This window comes from Pseudomonas sp. P110(2024) (genome assembly GCF_057480795.1).
Genome location: NZ_JBLIYT010000004.1, coordinates 23,269 through 41,224, shown reverse-complemented (window position 1 = coordinate 41,224; position 17,956 = coordinate 23,269). Strand labels below are relative to the sequence as shown.

The window sequence follows — 17,956 nt, the reverse complement described above, 5'->3', positions numbered from 1 at the left end:
GGTCAGATCCGCCGCCTGCCCTTGAGCGCTGGAATCGTGGTCTGCGCAATCGCCACCTGTTCCTGCCCGCGACGCGTGTTGGCCGCCAGGCCCGCCAAGGTCGGCTGACTGAACAACAGGCGCGCATCGGCATGCAGCCCGGCCTGGCGCATGCGCGCCACCAGGCTGACCGCCAACAGCGAGTGCCCACCCAGCTCGAAGAAGTTGTCGTCGCGGCCGACCTGCTCGATCTTCAGCACTTCGGTCCAGATCTGCGCCAGCGTATGCTCCAGCTCGTCACGGGGCGCCTCATAGGCCCGACTGATCACCGCCTCCACGCCCGGCGCCGGCAAAGCGCGGCGATCGACCTTGCCATTGGGGCTCAGCGGCAACTCGGCCAGCAGCACATAGGCCGAGGGCACCATGTAGGCCGGCAGTCGCGCCAGCAGGTAGGCACGCAGCGCTTCCAGCGTCGGCGCGCCATGGCCGTCGCGACAGCTGGCATAAGCCACCAGGCGCTCCTCGCGAACCAGCACCACCACCTGGCCAAGGTCCGGATGAGCCGCCAACAGCGCCTCGATCTCGCCCGGCTCGATGCGCAGGCCGTTGAGCTTGACCTGGAAGTCGTTGCGACCGAGAAACTCCAGCTCACCATCGGCGCGATAGCGCACCAGGTCGCCGGTTCGGTACAGGCGGTCGCCGGCCACGAACGGACTGGCGATGAAGCGCTCGGCCTGCAACGCCGGCAAGCCCAGGTAGCCGCGGGCCACACCGATGCCGCCGATGTGCAGTTCGCCGGCACAACCCACAGGCACCGGACGGTCATGGGCATCGAGCACGTACAGACGCGTGTTGCCGATCGCCCGCCCGATCGGCGGGGCGGCGACGGGCAACGGCTGCTGCGGCTCCAAGGTCCAGGCGGTGCTGTCCACGGTAGCTTCGGTGGGGCCATAGACATTGTGCAAGCGCACCTGGGGCAAGGCCTGGCGCACCCGTTGCGCCAGCGCCAGCGTCAGCTCGCCGCCACCACAGAAGACATCGCGCAGGCTGCTGCAACGCTCCACGCCCGGGGTGTCGAGAAACGCTTGCAGCAGGGCCGGAACGAACTTGACGGTGGTCACCCTGCGCGACTGGACAAGCTGCACCAGGTAAGCCGGATCGCGGTGACCGTCGGGGCGGGCCAGCACCAGGCGCAAGCCCGCGCACAGTGGCCAGAACAACTCCCACACCGAACCGTCGAAGCTGAACGGCGCCCGCTGCAGCAGCGCGTCGTCGGCCCGCGGCGGGCACAGGTCGCTGCCCCAGCGCATCAGGTTGCACAGCCCGCCGTGCTCGACCATCACCCCTTTCGGCGTGCCAGTCGAGCCCGAGGTGTACATGACATAGGCCAGGTGCCCGCCACCCAGTTCCGGCAGCTCCGGCGCATGGTCGCCGTGCACCTGCCAGTCACCGTGATCCAGATCCACCAGCGGTGTCGACTGACCCTCGAACAGGCCACGGGTGGCTCCGTGCACCAGCAGTGCCAGGGGCGCGCTGTCGGCCAGCATGTAGTGCAGGCGTTCGTCGGGGTAGCCGGGGTCCAGCGGCACATAGGCGCCACCGGCCTTGAGCACGCCGAGCAGGCCGACGATCAGCGAGGCGCCCCGCTCCAGGCACACCGCTACCCGGCTGTCGGGCCGCACGCCAAGGCCGATCAAGTGATGGGCCAGGCGATTGGCCTGGGCGTCGAGCTCGCGGTAGGTGAGCTGCGCGTCTTCACTCTGCAGCGCCACGGCATCCGGCGTGCGTCGCACCTGAGCGGCGAACAGCGCCGGCAGGTGCGGATACGCGGGATCCAGCGCAACCTCGGTGCTGTTGAGGGTTTCCAGCAGATACACACGCTCCGTTTCCGGCAGGGTCGGCAGCGCCTCGAGCGCCACCGGGGCTTCGCTGAGCAGGGCGGCAGCCAGCGCCTGCAGGGCGCAGGAAACGAACCCTAGCACCCGTCCGGCACCCAACTCGCAAGGTGCCCGCACACTCAGGCGCAGGCTGTCGCCCTGCTCGTCCACGGTCAACACTAGGGCGTGACTGTGCACCTCGCTGGCATCGAGCAGGGTCACCCCGGGCAACGCTTCGGCGTCGTGCGCGGCGCCATGCCGGTAGTTGAGCAGGCTGTCGAACAGTGCCACGCCGGCGGGCAGGCCACTGCAGCGCTGGGCCAGCACCAGCGGCGCGTCCTCGTGCCTGAGCAGCGCCGCCAGCTGGCCGTGGATTCCGACCAGCGCCTGGCCCACGTCGCGACCCGCCAGCGACACCCGCAGCGGCAGGCTGTTGATGAACATGCCCAATGCCCGGTCGGCGCCCTCGCCCGCCATCACCCGCCCCAGCAGCACGGTGCCGAACACCACCTCGTCGCGACCACCCAAGGCCCCCAGCACCTGGGCCCAGGCCAGGTGCATCAGGCTACCGAGGCCGACGTCGTATTGGCGCACGCGCTGGCGCAGGGCCAGGGCCAGGTCCTCAGGAACGGTCAGGACGCAGGTCTCGACACGGGTCTGGATCCCCTCGCCCATGCCGGCCAGCCTCGGCGGCGCCTCCACCCCGGCCAGTGCTTCGCGCAGGAACACTTCATGGCCCGCCTGCCGAGCCTCGTCGCGGCTCATGGCAACGTAATTGCGGTAGGGCACCGGCCTGGGCAATGTATGCCCTTCGTTCGCCATCAGTACCGCCAGTTCGGCCAGCAGCACCTGCACCGATACGGCGTCGTTGACCAGATGGTGGAAGTGCAGCAGCCCCAGCCAGCGCTGCCGCGCGCTGTCCTCGACGCAGGCCAGAGCCATCATCGGCGCCTGACGCAGGTCCAGCCGCAGTCCCTCTTCGCGCAGCCGGGTGGCCGCGTCGCCCGGACCGGACGCAAGCACCCTCAACGGCAACCAGGCCTGGCGCCACACCACTTGCTGCGGCTGCGCCAAGCCTTCCCAAGCCAGGCTGGTACGCAGGATGTCGTGACGCTCGATGACCCCGGCCAAGGCGCGGTTGAACGCCTCCAGCGCAGCCTGGCTGGCGAAGGCGAACAGCGCCTGTTGCTGGTACGGGTCACGGTCTTCGGTGAGGTGGTGATACAGCAGCCCCTCCTGCAGCGGTGCCAGCGGGTAGATTTCCTGCACATTGGCCGCCCCGCCCGGCACCCTGTCGACGATGCGGTCGATGTCGGCCTGCTCGAGGTGGGTCAGGGCCAGCATTTCTGGGGTGATCCGCTGGCAACCCGGGGCCACGCGATTGGCCGCCACCGAGTGCACGGGGGCGCCGTCAAGCGACGCGGCCAGGCTCGCCAGGGTCGGTTGGCCAAAGAGGACCTGGGCATCGACCTGCAACCCCGCCTGACGCATGCGCTCGATCAAGCGCACCGCCAGCAGCGAATGACCGCCCAGTTCAAAGAAATGATCGTGCCGTCCGATCTGCTCCACCTCCAGCAACTCGGCCCACAGCGCGGCCAGGCGCTGTTCAAGCTCGCCTCGGGGCGGCTCGTGGGCGCGCCGTACCGTGGCCTCGTTGCCCGGCGCGGGCAACGCGCGGCGGTCAAGCTTGCCATTGGCGGTCAACGGCCAGGCCGCCATCGCCACATAAGCGCTCGGCAGCAAGGCGGCCGGCAGGCGGCTGCGCAGGTGTTCGTGCAACTGCAACGGGGTCGACGGCTGTTCGCCAAGGTACCAGGCCACCAGTTGGCCGTCGCGCAGCAGCACCAGCGCCTCGCGCACGGCTGGATGACTGGCCAGCGCGCTCTCGATCTCGCCCAGTTCGACCCGTACGCCGCGTATCTTCACTTGGTCGTCGCTACGCCCAAGGTACTCCAGGGTACCGTCGGGCAACCAGCGCACCAGGTCACCCGTGCGGTACATCCGGGCGCCATGCTGCAGGGTGAACGGGTCGTCGAGGAAGCGCTCGGCAGTCAGTTCGGGGCGGTTCAGATAGCCGCGGGCGACTCCCGCGCCGCCGATGTGCAGCTCACCGACAGCACCTATCGGCAGTTGCCGTCCCTGGGCATCGAGCACGTACAGCCGGGTGTTGGCCACCGGCGCGCCAATGTGCAGCACCTGGCCCGGGCGCACCTCGCCCGCGCTGGCCACTACCGTGGCCTCGGTCGGCCCGTAGTTATTGATGATCTGGCAGCCACGCTCTCGGGCCAGCCGGCGCAGGCGATCGCCGCCGACCAGCAAGGTGCGCAGAGTCGGATGTGGCGCGCCCTGGGCGAAGGCGTGCTCGGCCACCGGCGTGGGCAGGAAGCTGACCTGCAGCGGCTGGGCGCGCCACCAGCGCAGCAGCGCGTCGATGTCCTCGCCGCCCTCGCCCACCGGTGCCAGGTGCAGGGTGGCGCCAGCGCACAAAGCCGGCCAGATCTCCCAGGCCATGGCATCGAAGCCGAAACCGGCCAGGCTGGAGGTTGCGCTGCCAGGGTGGAGATCGAAGGCTTCGCAGTGCCAGTCGACCAGGTTGGCGAGCATGCGGTGCTCGATCATCACGCCCTTGGGCTGACCGGTCGAGCCGGAGGTGTAGATCACATAGACCAGGCTAGAACCCGACAGCCCCGGCACCTCGAGGTCGGCGAACGCCGTCGCGGGCAGTGGCAGGCGGTCCAGTTCGATCACCGGCACCTCGATGGCTGGCAGACGCTCGCGCAGGCCGGACTGGGTCAGCACCACCTTCGGCGCACAATCGTCGAGCAGGTAGCGCAGGCGCTCGTCCGGGTGCGCCGGATCGATCGGCACATAGGCGGCGCCGGCCTTGAGCACCGCCAGCAGGCCGACCAGGGTGTCCAGGCCGCGGCGGGCGACCACGGCCACCCGTTGCTCCGGCACCACGCCCAGGGCCAGCAGTTGGGTGGCCAGCTGGTTGGCGCGGTTGTTCAGCTCGGCATAACTCAGGTGGCGCCCCTCGTGCACGGCGGCCGTCGCCTCGGCGCGCAGCGCGGCCTGGGCCTCGATGCGCCGATGGATCAGAGCCGGGCCTTGGGCTGCGCTGGCGGTGGCATTCCACAGGCGCAGGCGCTGCTGCTCGTCAGGCAACAGCAGGTCGTAGTCGTCGATGCCCGCCTGCGGCCGCGCCAGCCCCTGGGCCAGCACATGCAGCAGGCGCGCAGTGAACACCTCGACCTCTTCGGGGGCCAGCCAGGCTTGGTTATGTACCAGGTGCAGCCAGGCCTTGCCATTGTGCGGGTTGCTGCGCAGGTAGATCGACAGCGGCGTCGGCTCGTGATCGTTGCATACCTTCACGCTGTGGGCGCCGAGGCTGCCATAGCGCAGGTCGTGGCCCTCTTCCTCGTAGGACACGGTGATCTCGAACAATTGCCCACGGGCCTCCCGGGATAGCCCCAGCACCCGGTTGAGCTCGCTGAGCGGCAGGCGCTGGTGACGCAGGTCGCGCCGCAGGGCATCGCCGATACCGCGCACCAGTTCGGCGAAGCTCAACTGCCGACCGAAGTCCATGCGCAAGGCATTGACCTGGACGAACATGCCCAGGGTCGCCTTGGCCCGCGCATTGCCACGGTTACGCACCGGCAGGCCGACGACCCAGTCGTCCCGCTGCCAGGCCCGGGCACAGCACACGTGCAAGGCCGCCAGCAGCACATGGGCGACCGATCCCTGCAGCTCGTCGGCCAGCTGCCGCATGCGCGCCAGCAGGTCGCCGTCGAAACTGCGCTCCAGCGCATGGCTGGGCGTGGCACCTGGCGGCAGGGCCTGTTCCTTGGGCTGCAGCAGCGCATCCGGTAGTTGTGGGTAACGGCCTAGCCAATAGGCAAGATCGCGCTGCTGACGGGCCGATCCCTGGTAGGCCAGGTCATCCTCTATGAATGTTCGGTAGGACGGGGCCGTGTCCGGCAGTGCCAGGCCCTGCTCAAGCAGACCGTAGTACTGGCCCAACTGGTGGAGCAACTGCTCCAGGCCCCAGCCGTCAAGGATCAGGTGATGGGCCTGCAACATCAGCAGGCTGCGCCCGGCATCCACATGCAGCAATGCCATGCGCAGCAACGGTCCGGTTTCAAGGGCGAAGGGCTGTTGCAGCAAGGTCTTGGCCAGACGCTGCGCAGCGGCGAACGGCTCGGCCTGCCCGCGCAGGTCGTGCTCGTCCAGCGGCACCTGCAAGCCGGCCACAAAGCGCTGGCGAGCGATGCCATCGTCCCCCGCCTCGCGCACCAGCACCGTGCGCAACCCGTCGTGAAGCGCGACCAGATGCGCCAGCGCGCGCCGCAGCAGACCACTGTTCACGGCGCCGTCAAATTCCAGATACCCACCGACGTTGTAGAGCGGCGAGTCACCGTGGCTGATCTGGTCCAGCCAGATGTCGCGCTGGGCGCAGGTCAGGGGGAAGCTATCGGCGACAGGCATGGGCGGGTCTTCCTTGAAACGGGATCGTCCGCGGATTCAAGCACCCACCCCGCGCCCTGTATGGCCCCCCAAACCCGGACATTGGCCAGTCCCTTATTGCTCCGCCTAAGTCCGCTGAAACTTTTGTAGGAAATTGACGATAGTCGGCAGCCGGTACCTGCCTACCCCCGCCAACCGACGGGGCAATCGCCGGCGATCTGGCCGGTTTCTGGCGCCAATTGTCCGACAATCCGTCAATTAAGGCTGCATGAGCCCACGGAAATGCCGACTTTTCTTGTCGGATAATTTGACATTTCCTGTCCCCGCTTTCCGCTACAGACGCAGGCTCGGAGCCTGCTATTCAATAGCGCCAAGCCCCACCACAGAGAGGACTCGACCGCGAGACCCACCGCGTTACCGGATCAAGGAAGACGACGACATGAAGCTGATCGACAGCCTCGAACACCGCCACGACCCGCACCTGTACCTGCAATTGGGGGCACTGGTTGCCAGCACCGGCGATGCCACCTTCGCCGAACAGATGTTCCAGCTGATCGACGACCAGGTGCCGATCCATCGGCTCGACCTCAGCGAGTGGACCCTTGACAGCGACCAGGCCAACATCCGCCAGGTCAAGGTGCTGGGCAGCGCCGGCCTGCCCGAGGCGACGCCCGCGCAAGCGCAGCTGCGCCATCCCCTGCTGCAAAGCATCATGCGCATGGAAGACCCCTTGCTGATCCAGATAAACGCCCCCGTGCACCAGTGCAACCTGGTGTCGCGCAGCGGCGACCGGCGCTGGGTCATCTGCTGCCATCGCCAGCGCAGCGAGCGGATGTTCTCCCTGACCGAACTGTCGCTGCTCAAGCGCCTGTCCGACACCCTGCTGCCACTGGTCGAGCACCATGCCCAGCTGTTCCTGCAGACGGCCCAGCGTCGTCCGGGCAGCGTGCAGGCGGATGAGGCCGGCTCGCTGCGCCAGGTCTTCACCGAGCGCCTGGAGCAGGAGGCAATCCGCCTGTCCACCCGCGAGCAGGAAGTGTGCATCGGCCTGCTCACCGGAGCCACCGTGCCGCAGATGGCCCAGCGCTTGAATGTGAAGAACAGCTCGATCGAGACCTACCTGAAACGCGCCACCGCCAAGCTCGGCGTCAGCGGACGCCATGGCCTGGCCCGCTGGATGGCCGGCACCTGATCCCAGAGACCCTGTCATGCCGCGAATCGCCCTGCCCTTGCTTGCTCTCGTTCTGACCGGTTGCAGCCTCGCCCCCGACTACCAACGCCCACCTTCGCCCAGCGCCGAGCAGTACCCCACGGGCGTCGCCTACCGGGGCGGGCCACCCGCCACGGACCTGACCGGCGACTGGCGCGGGGTGTTCCAAGACCCGGTGCTGCGCCAGTTGCTCGACACCGCGCTGGCCAACAACCGCGACCTGCGCGTGGCCGTGCTCAACGCCGAGGCCTACCGCGCCCAGTACCGCATCCAGCGCGCCGAGCTGATGCCGAAGATCGCGGCCAACGCCCAGGGCACACGCCAGTACCTGCCACGGCGGCGCACCGGCGGCGAAGGCATGATCAGCACCCAGCAATCGGCCACCGTTGGCATCAGCGCCTATGAACTGGACCTGTTCGGTCGATTGCGCAGCCTCAGCGACCAGGCGCTGCTCAGCTACCTGGCCACCGACGAGGCCCGGCGTGGCGCCGAGCTCAGCCTGCTCAGCAGCGTCGCCGGCGCCTATCTGACCTGGCGTGCCGACCAGGAATTGCTGGCCCTGTCGCGCCAGACCCTGCAAGCCGACGAAAAGAGCCTGCGCCTGACCCAGCGTCAACGCCGCACCGGCACGCTGTCGGCGCTCGACCAGATCCAGGCCACCACCCGCGTCGACAGCACCCGCGCCGCCGTGGCGCGCTACACCCGCTTGGCCGCCCAGGACTTCAACCAGTTGCAGCGCCTGGTCGGCACGCAGATCGACGAACACCTGCCGGCATTGCCGCTGGCCGACGAACAGATTGCCAGGGTCCCCGCCGGCCTGCCCGCCGACCTGCTGCAGCGCCGCCCGGACATCCGTCAAGCCGAGTACCAGCTGCAGGCCGCCAACGCCAATATCGGCGCGGCGCGGGCAGCGTTCTTCCCGAGCATCAGCCTGACCGCCAACGCCGGCAGCAGCAGCCGCGAGCTGGCCGACCTGTTCGACGCCGGCACTGGCACCTGGCTGTTCCAGCCGCAGGTCAACCTGCCGCTGTTCAACGCCGGCAGCCTGCGTGCCAGTCTCGATTACGCCACGTTGCAGAAGGACATGCAGGTGGCGCGCTACGAGAAGTCGATCCAGACCGCCTTCCAGGAAGTGGCCGACGGCCTGGCGGCGCGCAGCACCTATCAACAGCAATTGCGGGCCCAGCGCGACCTGGTCAAAGCCAGCCAGCGCTACCACGACCTGGCCGAGAACCGCTACCGCACCGGTATCGACAGCAGCCTGACCTTCCTCGACGCCCAGCGCTCGCTGTTCAGCGCCCAGCAGGGCCTGATCAGCGACCGTCTGGCGCAGTTGCTCGCCGAGGTGAACCTGTTCACGGCCTTGGGTGGCGGCTGGGACGAGGCGCCGGGGCTGGCCTACCAGCGCTCCACGGCCCTGCCGAAGTAGACCGACGGCGATACCCCGAGGGTGCGGCGGAACATCGCGCTGAAGGCACTGGGGCTGTCATAGCCCAGGTCCAGCGCCACCTCCAGCACCGACTGCCCGGCCGCCAGGGCATCCAGGCTTGCCAGCAGGCGCATGCGCCGCAGCCATTGCACCAGGCTCAGGCCGGTCTCGCGCTGGAAGGCACGGGTCAGGGTGCGCGGGTTGAGGCCGCTGTGGGCCGCGGCACGGGCCAGGCTCCAGTCCTCGGACAGTGCCTGGCGCAGGGCCTCGCACAGGCCTTGCAGGTGCGCCGAATGCGGACTGGGCACATGCAGGGCGAATACCGGCAGCACGCGCAGTTCGTCGAGGATCAGTTGCATGATCCGCGCCTCGCGGCCCTGGGCCGGATGGTCGGGGGCGATGTCCATGGCGCGGATGATCAGCTCGCGCAACAGCGGCGAGATCTCGATCACCTGGCACTGGCGCGGCAGGTCCGGGCGCGCGTTGGGTTCGACGAACAAGGTACGCATGCGCACGACGCCGGCCATGCGCAGCTCGTGCTCGACCGCCGCTGGCACCCACACTCCACGCCCCGGGGGGACCACCCAGCAGCCTTCGCGGGCACTGACCGTGACCACGCCACTGATCGCGTGGATCAACTGGGCGCGGTCATGACAGTGCGGCGCGATGTGCTCGCCATGGCGGTAGTTCTCGGCGAGCGGCAGGATGATCGGACGCGGCATCGGTGCGGGTCTGGCATGGTTGAACGTAGATTATTGGCGATGCGTGGGGCTAAGGGGAACCCGGTGACTTGTGGGAAAAGCCCCGATATCAGCACCCCTTGGCCGCTTCCTGCGCCGATACCGGCACATCGAAGACCTTGTCGAACCCCCACTGGAACACGAACGCATAGACGAAGAAGAACACGAACAACGCCAGGTTGGTCACCAGCGCCGCCCACAGCCCGATGTCCAGCCAGTACGCCACCAGCGGCAGCAGGATCAGCACCAGCCCGCCCTCGAAGCCCAGGGCATGCAGCAGGCGCCGCAGGAAGGTGCGGCTGCGCTGGCGCTGGCGCGCTTCCCAGCGCTCGAACGCCCAGTTGTAGGCCATGTTCCAGCTCATGGCGATGCCCGACATGAGGATCGACAGCACGGTGGACTGGGCCATGCCGGCGCCGAACGCCAGCTCCAGCGCCGGCGCCACGCAGGCCACGGCGATGGCCTCGTACAGGATGGCCTGGACGACCTTGCGCGCCTTGCCTTGCATGCTCTACTCCCTGAAGAAAAGACCTACAAAGCTACAAGAAGAAGGCTGTAAGAAAAAGCCGGAAATACTTTATTGACTGACCGTTCAATCAAGAAAAACTAGCATAAACGTTTCCGCACCAACCCTCCCTGGCGTTCGGCCTCGACAGTGCCGACACGACCCCCGCCTCCATGGCACTTCCGCAAGCGCCTGCAGCGCACCGTCCGGCGCAGGCCGCGCATTGGACAACCCCGTGATCGACTGCTTGTATCTATGACTGGCAAGCGGCGACACGTCGTACAACTTCGTCCAGGGAATCGAACGAGGAACTACACGATGGCTTACACCGTGATGATGGTATTCGGTACCCGCCCCGAAGCGATCAAGATGGCCCCGCTGGCCCGCGTCCTGCGCGACTGGCCCGAGGTCGACCTGCATATCTGCTCCACCGGCCAGCACCGCGAAATGCTCGAACAGGTCCTCACCGCCTTCGGCCTCACGGTCGATCAGGACCTGCAGGTGATGACCCAGAACCAGACCCTCAACGGCCTGTCCCGCGACCTGCTGGACAAGCTCGACCGCGCCTACGAGCAGGTCAAGCCCGATATCGTGCTGGTCCACGGCGACACCACCACCAGCTTCATCGCCTCGCTGGCGGCCTTCCACCGGCATATACCCATCGGCCATGTCGAAGCTGGCCTGCGTACCGGCAACCTGCAGCAGCCCTGGCCCGAGGAAGCCAACCGGCGCTTGACCGGCGTGCTCGCCGACCTGCACTTCACCCCCACCCGCGACTCCGACGCCAACCTGATCCGCGAAGGCGTGCCGCCCGAGCATATCGAGGTCACCGGCAACACAGTGATCGACGCCCTGCTGTGGATGCGCGACAAGCTGCACCGCGATAACTGGCGCCCCGCCCCCGAATCCCCGCTCAAGGTGCTGAGCGACAACCAACGCATGGTGCTGATCACCGGCCACCGCCGGGAGAACTTCGGCAGCGGCTTCGAACGCATCTGCCTGGCCCTGGCCGAACTGGCCTTGCGCTACCCGGACGTGCAGTTCCTCTACCCCGTGCACCTCAACCCACAGGTGCAGCACGCGGTGTACAGCGTGCTGTCCGGGCGCGACAACATCCACCTGGTCGCCCCCCAGGACTACCCGCACTTCGTCTGGCTGATGAACCGCGCCCATATCATCCTCACCGACTCCGGCGGCGTGCAGGAAGAGGCGCCAGCCCTGGGCAAGCCGGTGCTGGTGCTGCGCAAGGTCACCGAGCGCCCCGCCGTGCTCAAGGGTGGCACGGTCAAGCTGGTCGGCACCCTGACCGAGCGCATCGTCCACGAGACCAGCCAATTGCTCGACGACCCGGCGGCCTACGCGCGCATGGCGCAGGTGTTCACCCCCTTCGGCGACGGCCACGCCAGCGAGCGCATCGCCGAACGCCTGAGCCGCTGGTTCGCCGAGCAATCCGCCGCGCGGGACAACGCATGAGCCTGGCTTTCATCGACTTCCTCACCTATGTCCTGTTCGGCCTGAAGATCCTCGCCATCATCCTGGCGACACTGATGTTCGTGCTCGGCCTGGACGACCTGTTCATCGACCTGTGCTACTGGGGACGCACGCTGATCCGGCGCTTTCGGATCTACGACAAGTTCGACAAGGCCGACGAGAAACGCCTGTTCGAGGTGGCGGAAAAGCCCCTCGCGATCATGGTGCCGGCCTGGAACGAGGTCGGCGTGGTCGGCGAGATGGCGCGCCTGGCGGCCTCAACCATCGACTACGAGAACTACCAGATCTTCGTCGGCACCTACCCCAACGACCCGCAGACCCAGGCCGACGTCGACGCCGTCTGCCTGCACTACCCCAACGTGCACAAGGTGGTCTGCGCCCGCCCCGGCCCGACCAGCAAGGCCGACTGCCTGAACAACATCATCGACGCCATCCTGCGCTTCCAGCAGGACGCGCGCATCGAGTTCGCCGGTTTCATCCTGCATGACGCCGAGGACGTCATCTCGCCGATGGAACTGCGCCTGTTCAACTACCTGCTGCCGAACAAGGACATGATCCAGATTCCGGTGTACCCCTACGCACCGGAATGGAAAGGCTTCACCGCCGGCCACTATGTCGACGAGTTCGCCGAGAACCACGGCAAGGACGTCATCGTGCGCGAAGCGCTCACCGGCCAGGTGCCCAGCGCCGGGGTCGGCACCTGCTTCAGCCGCCGGGCGATCAGCGCCCTGCTCGAGGACGGCGACGGCATCGCCTTCGATGTGCAGAGCCTGACCGAGGACTACGACATTGGTTTTCGTCTCAAGCAGAAGGGCATGAAGTGCATCTTCGCCCGCTACTCCATCACCGACCCGGCGCTGGCCCTCAAGCAGGACTGGCGCCTCGGCATGAGCCGCGAATTCGCCCAGGTGATCTGCGTGCGCGAGCACTTCCCGCGGGACTGGCAGCACGCCATCCGGCAAAAATCGCGGTGGATCGTCGGCATCGTGTTCCAGGGTACCAGCAACCTCGGCTGGAGCCGCAAGGGGGCGCTCAACTACTTCCTCTGGCGCGACCGCCGCGGGCTGTTCGCCTACCTGCTGAGCTTTTTGGTCAACCTGTTGCTGCTGGTGCTGCTGGCGATGTGGCTGGTGACGGTGATCGCGCCGGAGTCGTGGCGCTTCATGTCGATCCTCAGCGACAGCAAGCTGCTGAGCACGCTGCTGTGGCTCAACGGCCTGCTGCTGTTCAACCGCCTGTTCCAGCGTTTCTGGTTCGTCACCCGCTACTACGGCATCTTCGAGGGCCTGCTGTCGGCGCCGCGGATGATGTGGAGCAACTTCGTCAACTTCTTCGCCAACCTGCGCGCCCTGCGCCAGGTGATGGAAATGGGCGATTCGCGGCGGGTGGCCTGGGACAAGACCACCCACGAGTTCCCCGCCCTCGCCGCGCCTGCGCGCACGCCGCTGGGCCAGCGCCTGGTGGAGAAAGGCTTGATCAGCCAAACCCAGCTGGAGCAGGCCATCACCAGCCCGGTCCGTCGGCGCCTGGGTCGCGAGTTGCTGCTGCACGGCTGGCTGAGCAGCGAGCAACTGGTCGAGACCCTGGCTGAACAGCTGGACCTGCCCTGGGCGCCGCTGAATCCATTCAAGATTGAACCTGCGTTGATCGCCAAGCTGCCGCGCAAGCTCGCCACCCACTACGGCGTGCTGCCGGTGGACGAGGACGGCGACACCCTGGTGCTGGCCAGCGAGAGCCCGGTCAGCCAGGTTTCGCTGGGCGTGATCAGTCGCCAGCTCAAGCGCCCGGTACGCGCCCGCCTGGCGCCGCAAGGGCGGGTCACCCTGGGCCTGCGCTACCACTACCCAAGCCCCTGGCAAAAGCCCGAGACCCGCGAAATGCTCGCGGTGCTCGAGCGCCATCAGGACGACGCCACCCTGCTGGAGCAGGTCGGCATCCACCAGGTGATGCTCGGCACGCTACTGCAGGTGCGCGGCATGGTGCCGGTGACCCTGTTCAACCAGGCGCTGATCGACTTCAACCCCGAGCAGCAGAGCCTGGGCGAGCACCTGATCGCCCGCGGCATCATTACCGAAGAGGTGCTGCAGCAAGCCCTCGCCGAGCAGGCCAGCGAACAGCAGGCCGCCTATGAACTGACCCGGGAGGTGGCATGACGCCCCATCTTTCCCTGACCCTCGCCAGCCTGCTGCTGTGCTCTTCCACCCTGGCCGCGCCGACCAAGCCGATGACCGACTTCCAGCGTTTCACCAGCTACCCGTTCATGGAGCGTGGCTACCGGGAGGCGCAGAAGGACAACTGGGCGGAGGTCGAGCGCCTGACCCGCCACGTGCTGGGGCGCGTGCCCAACAACAACGAGGCACGCGCCCTGCTGGCCGAGGCCCTGGCCCACCAGCGTCGCTACAAGGAAGCCGAGGCCATCGCCGAGGACCTCGACGACAACCCCGAGCACGCCGACGCCCTGCTCGAACTGCGCCTGACCTGGATCGAGCAGGACCCGCCCGCGCAGAGCCAGGTTGAGGCGTGGCTGGCCGACAGCCAGGGCCAGCAGCGGGTGCGCCTGTGGCAAGCCTACAGCGTCAGCCTGGCCAAGTTCGGTGGCGCGGCCAAGGCCCTGGAATGGCTCAATCAGTTGCCGGTGCGCGACGACGGCATGGTGCTGCGCATGACCCGGGCCAACTTCGCCGAGCAACTGCGCAACTGGGGCGAGACCATCGACCAGCTGCAACCCCTGGCCGAAAAGGGCGAATTGCCGCCGCAGGACTGGCAGCGTCTGGCCAACGCCTATATCCAGCAGGTCGATGAAAAGGGCCTGAACAAACTGCTGGCCAGCGCGCCTTCCCAGGAGGCGGCGACCCATGCCCGCCTGGCCATGGCCAACCGCGCCATCGCCATGGGCCACAACCAGCAGGCCGAGCGTTGGCTGCAGAGCCTGCCCACCGATCAACTGCAGCATCCCGAACAGCGCCGGCAACTCTGGGAACTGGCCCGCGAGGGCGACGATGCGGCGCTGGTGCGCCAGTTGAGCAATGAATTGCAGCGCCCGTGCCTGGAGACCGTCGACTGGCTGTCGCACAAGGACCTGAAGCTGGCCCGCGAGCAGCTCGGCCAGTGCGAGGCCCGCGACAATCCGCGCAGCTATGCCATTCTCAAGCAACGCCTGTATGGCGACCCTGCGCAGCCGCCGCAACCACGCACGGCGGCTCAGTGGGAACAACGCTACCGCCAGACCGGCGACCTCGCGGCGCTGGAGCAAGCCACGTTCATGCTGCTCGAGCGAGGCCAGACCGAGCACGCCCGGCAGTTGCTGGAGAACGCCTACGACCGCCGCCAGGGCCGATTGACGCCCTCGCTGCTGCAACGCCTGGGCAACCTCTATGCGCGCAACGACGGTCCGCTGGACACCCCGCGCATGCTCGCCCTGGTGCCGCGAGTCGATGCCGCCACCCGCGGCCAGTTGCTCGCCCGCCTGGCCGAGGCCGGCCAGTGCAACGCGTTGCGCAAGGCGATCCCGGCCAACCCGAGCGAAGCCGGGCAGTATCGCGCCCTGGGCCGCTGCGCCATGCCCGACCGGCCCGGCGAAGCCGTGGTCTACTACCAGGCCGCCGAACGCCTGGGCGACACCGCCAGCCGCCTGCCCCTGGCCTACGCGCTGGAGGCCTCGGGCGATGCCGAAGCAGCGCTGCCGATCTGGAACAGCCTGCCGGCCGACGCCTGGACCGACAATGCTCGCCTGACCGCGGCGCGGGGTGCCTTGAACGCCGGCGATGCCGACGCCGCCCGCCGCCACTGGGACACGGCCGCGCACCGCAACGCCGACGACTGGGCCCTGGGCGCGGCCATCGCCCAACGCCAGGGCGACGCCCAGCAGGCCCTGGCCTTCCAGCGCGAAGCCCTGCGCCACACCCCGCGCGCCGATCACTACTACGCCGCCGCCAGCACCGCCCAGCAGGCCGGCGACAGCCCCCAGAGCACCGCCTGGCTGGCCGAGGCCGTGCGCCTGGCGCCGGATCAGCCGCGCTACCGCGCCGACTACGGCATGCGCCTGGCCGGCTCGACGGACAAGCAGCAACGGCGCCAGTCCATCCCCTATCTGGAGCGCGCCACCCGCGACTTCCCCGAGGACTACCGCCTGGGCGAGACCCTGGCCCTGCGCTACGACGAGGCCGAGGACAGCGCCTCGGCCCGCCGCGAGTTGCGCCGGGTGCTGGACGTGGAGCGCAACCTGGTCGACGGCGACGACGAGTACGGCAGCCTGGAGGCGCGCAAGTATCGCCAGCGCCGTGCCCATGAAGCCCTGTCGCGCCGCGACAGCATCACCCTGGCCAGTACCTGGTCGCCAGCCGGTACCTCGACCAACGATAGGTTTCTCGACAACGGCGCGCGCGCCGGCAGCTCCCGCCGGGCACAATCGCAGAACGTGCAGCTGGCGATGTGGGACCACGCCCTGGGCGAGGAGCCCAGCCGCAACGGCAGCACCCTGTCGGTCTATGGCCGCGTGCTGTTCGGTGGCCAGAGCCGCACCGACTACGCCCAGAGCATGGGCACCGGCGTCGGCCTGCGCTACAAGCCGCTCGGACAGGCCAACCTCAACCTGTACGCCGAGCTCTACCACCAGCGCCAGATCGACAGCACGCACTACAGCGGCCTGAGCCTGGGCGAGCTGCTAAGCCCGGCCAAGGTCGGCGGCAACTGGGGCGACCTGCGCCACAACGCCGAATCGAGCAACGACCTGCTGCTGCGTGCCACCGCCTCGTTCCTCGACCAGGGCCGGTACCGCAATGACTGGCGCATCGACGAAGACGACTGGGACGAGCGCTTCCTCTACCTCGACGCCGCCTGGTGGACCCGGGCGGGCGATCATGCCTGGCTGTCGCGCTTCCAGCAGGGCCATGCCTGGAAACTGCCAAGCCGGTCGCCGCAGACGATCATGCCCTACGGCTTCCTCGAGTTCTCAAGCCAGGACCCAAGCAACGACTGGCGCCAGGACGCCCGCGCCGGGGTCGGCCTGCGCTGGCAGTGGTGGTTCGACGACGACCGCTACAACGCCTACCGTGGCTCGCTGAAAGTGCGCGCCGAGTACCAGCAGGCGCTGGGCGGCAACCTCTACGAGCGCGCCAACGGCGTGCTGCTGGGTGTGGAGATGAACTTCTGATGCGTACCTTTCTGGCTCTCTGCCTGCTCGCCCTGTGCCTGCCGACCCTTGCCGACGAGCGCCTGTTCTACCAGCCGCTCAACCGTGATGCGAACGTCACGCCAGCCCAGTGGCAACAACTGTGGCGCGCCACCAGGGCCCAGGGTGGCACGACCCTGATCGTGCAATGGAGCGCCTACGGCGACAGCGACTTCGGCGGCGCCCACGGCTGGCTTGCCGGCAGCCTGCGCGAGGCGCAGGCCCAGGGGCTGGAGCTGGTGCTGGGGCTGTACATGGATCCGGCCTACTACCAGCGGCTCGAACAGCTCGACGGTGAAGGCCTGAACAGCTACTTCAAGTCGCAGTTGGGCCGCTCCCTCACCCAATACCAGCAGCTCAAGACCGACTGGGCGCTGCCGGTGTCCGGCTGGTACCTGCCGCTGGAGCTGGACGACCTGCACTTTCGCGATGCGGCCAGGCGCGATGCGCTCTACACACAATTGCAGGCGTTCAATCGGCAATTGGACAAGCCCTTGCATATCAGTGCCTTCAGCGCCGGCCAGCTGTCGCCACGGGTCAGTGGTGCGTGGCTGGAGCAACTGGCGAACCTTGGCCTGAACGTGTGGTGGCAGGATGGTGCCGGCACCGGTCGCCTGCCGCCACTCGTGCGCCAGGGCTATGAACAGGCCCTGCCCTGCCAGGTGGGTATCGTGCGCGAGGCGTTTCGCCAGGTCAGCCCGCCTGGGCAACCGTTCCGCGCCGAACCGGCGCAGCCGGCGCTGAGCGGAGGCTGCCACGCCGAGGCTGTGTTCGCACTGCGCTACCGGCCCTGGGCCAAGGATGTGCTGCAATCAGGCTCGTTGTAGGAACAACTGTCTTACTCAACTGCTAAAGCTAGCGCGATCCCTGTGGGAGCGGCCTTGCGTCGCGAAAGGGCTGCGCAGCAGCTCCGGCAATTTTGAGGGTGACTTTAAACCTGGGGCCGCTGCGCGCCCCTTTCGCGACGCTAGGCCGCTCCCACAGGGGACGGTTCCCTGCGCGACAGCGTAGCCCGAAAGGCTGGGTGATCTCCTACAGAGACCTCACAGCCCTGGAAGGCATAACAGACAACAATTTCAAGGCCATCATCG

General features: G+C 67.8%; 9 protein-coding genes. 6 read left to right on the top strand and 3 right to left on the bottom strand.

The window, feature by feature from the left end:
* Positions 1-2: 2 nt before the first annotated feature.
* Positions 3-6,341: a non-ribosomal peptide synthetase gene (locus tag AC25ND_RS07460; RefSeq protein ID WP_288520542.1), complete on the bottom strand. Its 6,339-nt coding sequence runs from the start codon at positions 6,339-6,341 to the stop codon at positions 3-5.
* A 418-nt stretch (positions 6,342-6,759) separates the two neighbouring features.
* On the opposite strand from AC25ND_RS07460, the gene AC25ND_RS07455 reads away from it, so the two are divergent.
* Complete coding sequence (locus AC25ND_RS07455) at positions 6,760-7,512, top strand: helix-turn-helix transcriptional regulator (RefSeq protein WP_486976208.1); 753 nt, start codon at positions 6,760-6,762, stop codon at positions 7,510-7,512.
* Between the two features lie 16 nt (positions 7,513-7,528).
* Complete coding sequence (locus AC25ND_RS07450; RefSeq protein WP_288520545.1) at positions 7,529-8,959, top strand: efflux transporter outer membrane subunit; 1,431 nt, start codon at positions 7,529-7,531, stop codon at positions 8,957-8,959.
* On the opposite strand, the gene AC25ND_RS07445 is transcribed toward AC25ND_RS07450, so the two are convergent.
* The gene (locus AC25ND_RS07445; RefSeq protein WP_062360817.1) at positions 8,929-9,681 is read right to left on the bottom strand and encodes an AraC family transcriptional regulator; all 753 of its coding nucleotides are present in this window, start codon (positions 9,679-9,681) and stop codon (positions 8,929-8,931) included. The genes AC25ND_RS07450 and AC25ND_RS07445 overlap by 31 nt on opposite strands.
* Before the next feature lie 88 nt (positions 9,682-9,769).
* Positions 9,770-10,207 carry a PACE efflux transporter gene (locus tag AC25ND_RS07440; protein WP_028691696.1) on the bottom strand — a complete coding sequence of 146 codons (438 nt, stop codon included), beginning with the start codon at positions 10,205-10,207 and terminating at the stop codon, positions 9,770-9,772.
* A gap of 315 nt (positions 10,208-10,522) precedes the next feature.
* Here AC25ND_RS07440 and wecB point away from each other — a divergent pair, with 315 nt between their 5' ends.
* Genes wecB through AC25ND_RS07420 form a run of 4 tightly spaced genes read left to right on the top strand, consistent with a single transcriptional unit; the run spans position 10,523 to position 17,692 of the window.
* A complete protein-coding gene (gene wecB, locus AC25ND_RS07435) occupies positions 10,523-11,677 on the top strand; it encodes a non-hydrolyzing UDP-N-acetylglucosamine 2-epimerase (RefSeq protein WP_182324996.1) in 1,155 nt (384 codons plus the stop codon).
* Complete coding sequence (gene nfrB, locus AC25ND_RS07430) at positions 11,674-13,848, top strand: cyclic di-3',5'-guanylate-activated glycosyltransferase NfrB (protein ID WP_288520548.1); 2,175 nt, start codon at positions 11,674-11,676, stop codon at positions 13,846-13,848. The genes wecB and nfrB overlap by 4 nt, the downstream gene beginning before the upstream one ends.
* On the top strand, positions 13,845-16,847 hold the full coding sequence (locus AC25ND_RS07425; protein ID WP_288520549.1) for a phage receptor: 3,003 nt from the start codon (positions 13,845-13,847) through the stop codon (positions 16,845-16,847). The genes nfrB and AC25ND_RS07425 overlap by 4 nt, the downstream gene beginning before the upstream one ends.
* Positions 16,847-17,692: a DUF4434 family protein gene (locus AC25ND_RS07420; protein WP_288520550.1), complete on the top strand. Its 846-nt coding sequence runs from the start codon at positions 16,847-16,849 to the stop codon at positions 17,690-17,692. The genes AC25ND_RS07425 and AC25ND_RS07420 overlap by 1 nt, the downstream gene beginning before the upstream one ends.
* Positions 17,693-17,956: the final 264 nt, after the last annotated feature.

Excerpts from the sequence above, each read along its gene's own strand:
- AC25ND_RS07440 (WP_028691696.1), bottom strand. The coding sequence starts at position 10,207 with ATGCAAGGCAAGGCGCGCAAGGTCGTCCAGGCCATCCTGTACGAGGCC.
- AC25ND_RS07445 (WP_062360817.1), bottom strand. The coding sequence starts at position 9,681 with ATGCCGCGTCCGATCATCCTGCCGCTCGCCGAGAACTACCGCCATGGC.
- AC25ND_RS07420 (WP_288520550.1), top strand. The coding sequence starts at position 16,847 with ATGCGTACCTTTCTGGCTCTCTGCCTGCTCGCCCTGTGCCTGCCGACC.
- AC25ND_RS07460 (WP_288520542.1), bottom strand. The coding sequence starts at position 6,341 with ATGCCTGTCGCCGATAGCTTCCCCCTGACCTGCGCCCAGCGCGACATC.
- nfrB (WP_288520548.1), top strand. The coding sequence starts at position 11,674 with ATGAGCCTGGCTTTCATCGACTTCCTCACCTATGTCCTGTTCGGCCTG.
- wecB (WP_182324996.1), top strand. The coding sequence starts at position 10,523 with ATGGCTTACACCGTGATGATGGTATTCGGTACCCGCCCCGAAGCGATC.
- AC25ND_RS07425 (WP_288520549.1), top strand. The coding sequence starts at position 13,845 with ATGACGCCCCATCTTTCCCTGACCCTCGCCAGCCTGCTGCTGTGCTCT.
- AC25ND_RS07455 (WP_486976208.1), top strand. The coding sequence starts at position 6,760 with ATGAAGCTGATCGACAGCCTCGAACACCGCCACGACCCGCACCTGTAC.
- AC25ND_RS07450 (WP_288520545.1), top strand. The coding sequence starts at position 7,529 with ATGCCGCGAATCGCCCTGCCCTTGCTTGCTCTCGTTCTGACCGGTTGC.